This window comes from Ramlibacter sp. WS9, from assembly GCF_003797765.1.
Lineage (GTDB): Bacteria > Pseudomonadota > Gammaproteobacteria > Burkholderiales > Burkholderiaceae_C > Ramlibacter.
Map to the genome: position 1 here is coordinate 1 of NZ_RKMB01000064.1, position 7553 is coordinate 7553.

10 protein-coding genes are annotated in these 7553 nt (G+C 66.3%); 4 read left to right on the forward strand and 6 right to left on the reverse strand.

The genetic code is table 11. The annotated features are described in order from the left end of the window. Positions 1 to 155: 155 nt before the first annotated feature. The gene (locus EEB15_RS32690; RefSeq protein ID WP_141514179.1) at positions 156 to 698 is read left to right on the forward strand and encodes a hypothetical protein; all 543 of its coding nucleotides are present in this window, start codon (positions 156 to 158) and stop codon (positions 696 to 698) included. 516 nt (positions 699 to 1214) lie between these two features. On the opposite strand, the gene EEB15_RS32700 is transcribed toward EEB15_RS32690, so the two are convergent. Together EEB15_RS32700 and EEB15_RS32705 are read right to left on the reverse strand one after the other, a co-directional pair. Continuing rightward, on the reverse strand, positions 1215 to 1496 hold the full coding sequence (locus EEB15_RS32700; RefSeq protein ID WP_141514180.1) for a helix-turn-helix domain-containing protein: 282 nt from the start codon (positions 1494 to 1496) through the stop codon (positions 1215 to 1217). After that, the gene (locus EEB15_RS32705; RefSeq protein WP_141514187.1) at positions 1493 to 1831 is read right to left on the reverse strand and encodes a type II toxin-antitoxin system RelE/ParE family toxin; all 339 of its coding nucleotides are present in this window, start codon (positions 1829 to 1831) and stop codon (positions 1493 to 1495) included. The genes EEB15_RS32700 and EEB15_RS32705 overlap by 4 nt, the downstream gene beginning before the upstream one ends. Before the next feature lie 162 nt (positions 1832 to 1993). Here EEB15_RS32705 and EEB15_RS32710 point away from each other — a divergent pair, with 162 nt between their 5' ends. After that, complete coding sequence (locus EEB15_RS32710) at positions 1994 to 2722, forward strand: DUF1223 domain-containing protein (protein ID WP_141514181.1); 729 nt, start codon at positions 1994 to 1996, stop codon at positions 2720 to 2722. Here EEB15_RS32710 and EEB15_RS32715 read toward each other — a convergent pair. Then, positions 2658 to 3689, reverse strand: coding sequence for a LysR substrate-binding domain-containing protein (locus tag EEB15_RS32715; protein WP_141514182.1), 1032 nt, complete (start codon positions 3687 to 3689; stop codon positions 2658 to 2660). The genes EEB15_RS32710 and EEB15_RS32715 overlap by 65 nt on opposite strands. Before the next feature lie 82 nt (positions 3690 to 3771). On the opposite strand from EEB15_RS32715, the gene EEB15_RS32720 reads away from it, so the two are divergent. Further along, on the forward strand, positions 3772 to 4080 hold the full coding sequence (locus tag EEB15_RS32720; RefSeq protein WP_141514183.1) for a DUF2917 domain-containing protein: 309 nt from the start codon (positions 3772 to 3774) through the stop codon (positions 4078 to 4080). 24 nt (positions 4081 to 4104) lie between these two features. After that, entirely contained in the window at positions 4105 to 4623 is a 519-nt protein-coding gene (locus tag EEB15_RS32725) for a hypothetical protein (RefSeq protein ID WP_233259723.1), read from the forward strand. Positions 4624 to 4626: 3 nt separating this feature from the next. Here EEB15_RS32725 and EEB15_RS32730 read toward each other — a convergent pair whose 3' ends face one another. From EEB15_RS32730 to EEB15_RS32740, 3 genes are all read right to left on the reverse strand, one after another. Further along, positions 4627 to 5172, reverse strand: coding sequence for a methylated-DNA--[protein]-cysteine S-methyltransferase (locus EEB15_RS32730; protein WP_141514184.1), 546 nt, complete (start codon positions 5170 to 5172; stop codon positions 4627 to 4629). An 8-nt stretch (positions 5173 to 5180) separates the two neighbouring features. After that, positions 5181 to 6134 (reverse strand): glutathione S-transferase family protein, encoded by a 954-nt coding sequence (locus EEB15_RS32735; protein ID WP_141514185.1) that lies wholly within the window; start codon positions 6132 to 6134, stop codon positions 5181 to 5183. 26 nt (positions 6135 to 6160) lie between these two features. Continuing rightward, the coding region (locus EEB15_RS32740; RefSeq protein WP_141514186.1) for an acyl-CoA dehydrogenase family protein at positions 6161 to 7553 on the reverse strand (1393 nt) is incomplete at its 5' end.

Sequence of the window (7553 nt, forward strand, 5' to 3'; positions counted from 1 at the left end):
GGAGAGGGCGACGCCCGAGGGGGCATCGGCTAGAGGCCGCTTCGGGGGTGGGTCAGTTTATAGAGTTTGCCACACGGCAAAACGGCATCTTTGCTGACAGCCCGGCAAGCCCTGCGGTTCACAGAATGGGCCTTATTCGCTTTTGGGAGACAAACATGCGCGCCCGACTGATTTTCATTGTGGTGGCCCTGGCTTTGCTGGCCGGGTTTGCGGGGCTGAACTGGTCCGAGTTCAATCGCACCACACCCCTGAGTTTCGGCATCCTGGTGACCGATGCCGCCTTGGGCATGGTGCTGCTGTTTGCTTTGGGTGCCACGCTGCTGGCCTGGCTGATCAGCAGCGCAATGCACGAGTCGCGCTACATGCTGGAGTCGCATCGCCACGGCAAGGCACTGCAGGTACAGCGCGACCTGGCCGACAAGGCGGAAGCGTCGCGCTTCACCGACCTGCGCCAGCACATCGACATGCACCTGCGTGAAAACCGCCAGCGCGAAGCCATCGCGGCAACGGAGTTCGAAAAGGCCATGGTTCAGAGCCAGCGTGAACTGCGCACCCAGCTCGATCAGATGACCCGGATCCTCGACAGCCGCCTCGGCGAATTCGACAACCGCCTCGGGCCCCGCGTAGAGCGAACCCACACCGTGGTGGAGCAACCGGTGGTGGACAACGTGCCGCCGCGCGAGCGCGTCAAGCTGTAAGAACGGGTGAAGGGGCGCGACCCCGCCCGCGCCCGCATCGCCCTTCAGAAAACGCGGACGATGCTTTCGAGGGGGTGGTAACGCCCGCTGAGGGCGTGACCACGTGGTCGGCGTATTGGACGGTAACCGAACACGGTCACGGCAGCAAGGTCAGGGCCGGCGAGAACGCGCGCGCCGCGCACCCGCGCCTCACGCAGCAAGCCCGCGCGCTGGTGCCCATCGGTGCCCAGGATGACGTGATGCCCTGGGAAAGGCTGCGCGTGCCCGATGAGGTCAACGGCTCGCGCGGCGTGTTTCGTACGCCCAAGGCCACCTGTACGCTGGACGCGAACCACGACGTTGCGCAGCACGCGCCGCCACGACTCATTTTCCGCCTGCTTCTTCCATTCGCGCAGTCGCTCGACGGTGAACTCCGGATCGGTGGAGTCGATTGCCTTATGGTGATCACAGCACAGCCAGATGCCGTTTTACGGAGCGGATCGCTCCTGCGAAGATCACCCCTACAACGTGTGTTTCTTACGCCGGTTCCGTTACACGCATTTCAATGCGCAATCCAGCCGCAGCCGCCATGTTGACCAATGCGTCCAGGCCGAACAAGTTGATCTTTCCACGCATGAGGTCGGACACCCGCGGCTGCGTGACGCCGAACAGCTTGGCTGCTTGCGCCTGGCTCAGGCCCGCACGGGCCAAGTGTCCCTTGAGCGCCATCATCAGGGCCGAGCGAAGCTTCATGTTTTCGGCTTCCTCGGGCGTGTCCTCGATGGCATCCCACACACTGGCGAATCGATCATTGCTCATTGGCCTAGCTCCTTCATCAAATCCCGGTAGCGCCTTGCGGCCAATTCCAGATCCATCTTGCTGGTCTTCTGCGACTTCTTCTGGAAGCAGTGCAGAACGTAGACTGCGTCGGCGAACTTCGCCACATAGATGACACGAAAAGCGCCCGCGGCATCCTGAATCCTAATTTCCCGAACGCCTCGCCCGATGGTCGGCATTGGCTTCCAGTCGTCGGGCTCCAGCCCGTGCTGCACCTGGTCCAGCTGGTACCCGGCCTCGCGCCTTGCAGCCGTCGGGAATGCACGCAGATCATCTTGAGCACTTCCCCGGAACTCAACCGGCTTTTGATCGGGCATGCCGGAAATATACAATATTTTGTATGCCTCTGGCAACCCCTCGTGAGCCAGCAGTGGTTGCCAATTCACGATGCTGGGAAGGGGATCAAAGCCGCCAAAGCGCACCAATTTGCAAGAAAAGGACGATCACCCCGACAAAGGGGCATTGCCTCTGGAAGCGCCATGTCTACCCTCTCGCATTTCCTCACCGCCGCTTCGATCACTCTCGTTTCGGGCGGCGCTTTCGCGTCGTTCCCGCAGTGCAAGGCGGAGTCAGCCGCAACCCTGGTGCCGGTCATCGAGCTCTACACCTCCGAGGGCTGCAGCTCGTGCCCTCCGGCCGACCGCTGGCTCTCGACGCTGAAGTCCAGCGCGGCATCGGGCCGCGCCGTGGTCCAGGCTTTCCACGTGGGCTACTGGGACTACATCGGTTGGGTCGACCGCTTCGCCGCACCCGCCCACACCACACGCCAACGGCAGATCGCGGGACGCAGCGGCTTGTCCAATATCTACACGCCGCAGGTCGTTCGCGACGGCCAGGACTGGCGTGACTGGGGCAAGGCGCTTGAAGCTCGCGAGCCTGCCCGCGCCCGCATCGCCCTCCAGAAAAACGCAGCCGATGTTTTCGAGGCGGTGGTAACGCCCGCCGAAGGCGTGGCGGGTTGGTCGGCGTATTGGACAGTGACCGAACACGGCCACAGCAGCAAGGTCAAGGCCGGCGAGAACGCGGGCGAGCTGCTGCAGCATGATTTCGTCGTGCGCCAATACGTGCCGGCCGGCGACTACCGCGCGGCGGCCAAGCTCACGCTACGCACGGTACCCGCGGTGCCCGGCCACCCGCGCCAGGTCAACCTCGTGGTTTTCGAGCCGAAGTCCGGGCGGACGTTGCAGGCGCTGAGTCTGGGCTGTTGACTTCACCGCGCACGAGTTCACGGGCCTGTTCCGCTTCCGTACGCAGCCAGGCAACGAAGTCGTTCGCGTCCGCGTTGCCGGCCGCATGCGGGGACACCGCGACGTAGTAGCCGCGGCGGGTTGCGGCGCGCCCACCAAACGGGGCAACCAGTTTTCCGGCGCGGATCAGTTCGGCCAAGAGCGGCAGCCGGCCGATCACCAGGCCCTGGCCCGCGACGGCCGCGGCGACCGCATCCGCGTACTGCGTGAACCGCATGGTGCTGGCCATCTGCACGCCCTGCAGGCCCATGACCTCGAACCAGGGCTCCCAGTCGACGGTGAGCGCCGAGCCCTGGGGCATGTCCATCGCCAATAAGGTGTGCTGGGCCAGATCGGCCGGCTTGTTCAGCGGCCGCGCCGGATCATTCGCCAAGGCAGGGGCGCACAGCGGCTGCACTTCCTCTTCGAACAACGCCGGCCCCTGCCCCGAGCTGCTGGGAACGAAGCGCACCGCCACGTCGATGTTGCTGCGAGCCAAGTCGACGACTTCCAGCGTGGCCGAAATGCGCACGTCGACGCCGGGATGAACGGCGGTGAATCGGGCCAGCCGCGGGATCAGCCACAGCGACGCGAAACCCGGAGTGCACGTGATGGCGACTTGGCGCGGGCCCGAAGCCCCGCGCACGCGGGCGGCCGCGTCGCGCAGGCGTTCGAGGCTGTCTTCGACAGCGCGCTGCATCACGCGCCCCGCTTCGGTCAGTGCCAGCGCGCGATGGCGCCGCTCGAACAGCGGTGTGTTCAAACTCGCCTCCAGCAGCTGGATCTGCCGGCTGATGGCTGACTGGGTCAGTGACAACTCTTGTGCCGCGAGCGTGAAGCTCAGCGTGCGGGCCGCGGCTTCGAACGCCGGCAGCAGTTCCAGCCGCAGCTGGGCCGAACGGGGCGTGCCGAAGGTTGCGGCGGGCGGTTTGACATTCCCTGGATGCATGCGACGTATTCCCAATGACCGTTTGAACACAGGAGACCGGGCCAGTATATTCATTTGCACCAGGAATGCGAAAGGAAGCGCCATGAACACCGGATCCCAGCAATACCAGGTCTCGCTCGGCCACCAGGGCCTGTTCGACATCGCCGACGCCGCCGGTGTCACGGTGCGCTGCGACGAGGGCAGCGTGTGGCTCACGCTCGACAACGACCCGCGCGACTTCGTGCTCGAGGCGGGTGAAGTGTTCACCACCGCCGAGCATCGGCATGCGCTGGTTTACGCCCTCGGCACAGCCACCATCACGTTGCAAGCCGCGGCACAACCGGACGCGCGGCGCAAGCGCGCGGCGGCACCGACACGAGTGAGCTTCGGCCTGTCTCCCGCAGCCGCTTGAAGCCGTTCGGCCTACACTGGCCGGATGGAATTTTTCAGGCGCCTGCTTCGGCACACCTTCACGGCCCTGGTGGCCGTGGTCCTGCTCTTCGAAGAATGGGGATGGGTGCCACTGGCGGCGCTGCTCGCGCGGCTGGCGCGCCTGCCGTTGTTCGCCTGGCTCGAGCGGCGCATTGCGGCGCTGCCGCCTTGGGCCGCGATGGCGACTTTCGCCCTGCCCGCGCTGGCGCTGCTGCCCGTCAAGCTGATGGCGCTGTTCCTGATCGGCAAAGGCCACGCTCTGATGGGCGTAGGCGTGCTGGTCGGCGCCAAGCTGTTGGGCACCGCCCTGCTGGCGCGCCTGTTCACGCTGACCCAGCCCGCGCTCATGAAGCTCGCCTGGTTTGCGCGCTGGTACCCGCGCTGGAAGGCGTGGAAGGACGGCGTCATCGCGCAGGTGCGCGCGTCCCGGATGTGGATCACCGTGAGTCAGTGGAAGCGCGATGTGCGCGAGCGCTGGGCTGCATTTCGCAAACGCAACGGACTGGCAGCTGGAAAAGACTGAGGTTCAGTCGAAGAGGCCCGGCTCCGGGCCCAGCTGCGCCTTCTCGATCTGCAGCATCCGCAGCTTGGTAGCCACCCCACCCGCGGCTGAGAATCCACCGCCCGCGTTGCGCGCCGCGAGCACACGATGGCAGGGCACGACCGGCGCAAAGGGGTTGTGCCCCAGCGCTTGCCCCACCGCTCGCGCCGCGCCCGGTTCACCGAGTTGTTCGGCCACTTCACCATAGGTCAGCGTGCGGCCGGGCGGAATGGCGCGCGCGATGGCGTAGACGCGCTGATGGAATGCCGTCACATCCGTCATGTCGAGGGCGACATCCAGCAACGGGTCCGCGTGGCCCGCCAAGAGTGCGGTGATGCGCGTCACCACCGACTGCATCGCCGGCGGAGCCGGCACTTCCTGCGTTCCGGGGAACCGCTGACGCATGCGGGCACGTGTCGCCTCTGCGTGGGCCTGCGGCAACTGCACGCCGACGATGCCGTGATCACCCCAGGCCAGCCCGCATGCCCCGATCTCGGTGTCGAAGACGCAGAATCCGGCGGCGGCGTTCATCTCAGCACTCAGCCAGCTTCCGCCTGGCGCAGCACGTAGCCGATGCGCGGAAAGTGCACGTGCACGACGCCCACGCGCGGGTCTTCGCGGCGCAGCGTGTAGTGCGTGCGGGTCGCGGCGATGAGCACACCCTGCGTCGGCTCCGGGCCGAATGTTTCGGCCGTGATGCTCACCGGCGTGCCCAACGGAATGCCATGGTCGTCCTGGAAGGCGCTGTCGATCAGCAGGTTCTGCCCCGGGGGCATCGGCTCGGCACCCTGGGCCACGGTGACGGCATCGCCCGAACTGAACTTGTCCATGCCGCCGTGGCCGATGGCCGCCATGCGGTCCATCCATTCGCCGACCGCGGGCGTGGTGTTCAGGATCTCGGCCATCACGGGCACCTGGATGCGCGTGTACCAAAGCGAGTGGTACGTCGCGAAGTCGGCCACGCAGGGCTCGGTGCCGAACAGGAAGTCGTGCTCCTCCACCATGTGCGCGATGCGGCGCAGGTAAGAGCGGTAGGCGGACGTCGCGTCGCCTGGGCGCAGACGGATCATGTTGGAGGCCATGGCCTTGCGGTCTTCGCCGAATGCCTTGGCCGCTTCAGGCGGCGCTTTCGCGAACACGTGCGCCGCGCCCTTGGGCTGCAGGTTGTAGGCCATCGCGGCCCAGAACAGTGCCGTGTCGGCCCACTGGGCGAAGACGCGCGACACGCCTTTGAGGTGCGGTGGGAACAGCGTGGGTTCGGCGTGCACATGCTCCAGCACGTCGCAGATCAGCGCGCTGTCGCAGTAGATGTCGGCGCCGACCTGCATGAACGGCGTCTTGCGGTAACCGCCGGTGAGTGCCAGCACGTCGGGCTTGGGCATGATGGCCGGGATGACCACCGACTTCCAGGCCAGTTTCTTGTAGCCCAGCACCAAGCGGATCTTTTCCGAGAAGGGCGAGCTGGGGTAATGGTGCAGGATCAGGTCGGGCATGGTTGCTCCTTCTTCGTTGTTCGTCGTCAATACGGCATGGCGCGGGCGATGATCGCGTCGAAATCGGTAGCGGCACCCAGCGTGCCGAAGGCTTGGCCCCAATTGCCAGCAACGCGAGAGTCGCAGAATGCGCCGAACACCGCTGCCGGTGCGGTCTGGTACAGCAGCGCGGCCTGCACGGCCAGCGCCACGTCCTGCGCGAGCCGCCGCGCCTCCACTTCGGTCGCCATCTGCTCGACGCGCGTAGGCAACGCGGCGACCAGCCGGTCCAGCGCCGCATGCGCGCCTTTCGCGGGCGCCAGTTCATGCGCCAGCGCGGCACCGGCGTCGGCCTTGCGCAGCGCGCGCAGCAGGTCCAGCGCCATGATGTTGCCCGCGCCTTCCCAGATCGAGTTGAGCGGCATCTCGCGGTAGATGCGGGCCATCGTGCCTTCGCCGCCCTCTTCCACATAGCCGTTGCCGCCGAGGCATTCCATGGCTTCCTGCGCGAAATGCGAGCCGCGCTTGCAGATCCAGAACTTCGCGATCGGCGTCAGCAGGCGCGCCATTGCCGCTTCGTGCGCATCGCCAGGTTTGTCGAAAGCGCGTGCGAGGCGGATGGCCAGGGATGTCGCGGCCTCGGACTCCAACGCCAGGTCGGCCAGCACATTGCGCATCAGCGGCTGTTCGATCAGGCGCTTGCCGAAGGCTTGGCGCTGCGAGGCATGGTTGAGGGTAATCGACAGTGCTTGCCGCATGAGGCCGCTGGTGCCGAGCGCGCAATCCAGCCGCGTCATCGTTCCCATCTCGAGGATCTGCGGCACGCCGCGGCCCTCTTCGCCCACCAGCCACGCCGTCGCGCCATGGAATTCGACTTCCGAGCTGGCATTGGCCTTGTTGCCCAGCTTGTCCTTCAGGCGCTGGATGTGGATCGCGTTGAGGGAGCCGCTACCGGAGGGGCCTTCCGTGCCTGGCAGCACGCGCGGCAGGAAAAAGCACGAGAGGCCGGCGGGCGCCTGCGCCAGGACCAGGAACGCGTCGCACATCGGCGCCGAGAAGAACCACTTGTGCCCCGTGATGCGGTAGCGCTCGCCCCAATCGTCCTGCCCGTCGGCGACGGCTTGCGTGGTGTTGGCGCGCACGTCCGAGCCGCCCTGCTTCTCGGTCATGCCCATGCCCATGGTCAGGCCGGCCTTGTTGCGCCAGGTCGTGAGCGCCGGGTCGTATTCGCGAGCAGTGAGCTTGGGTCCCCAATCCGCATAGACGGCCGCGTTGCTGCGCAGCGCCGGCGTAACCGCATAGGTCATGGAGATCGGGCAGAGGATGGACGGCTCGAGTTCGGTGAAGAGCATGAAGCCGGCGGCGCGCAGGACATGCGGCGACAAAGTGCCCCCCCCCCCCCCCCCCCCCCCCGGGGGGGGGGGAGAAGCCCAGGGCGGG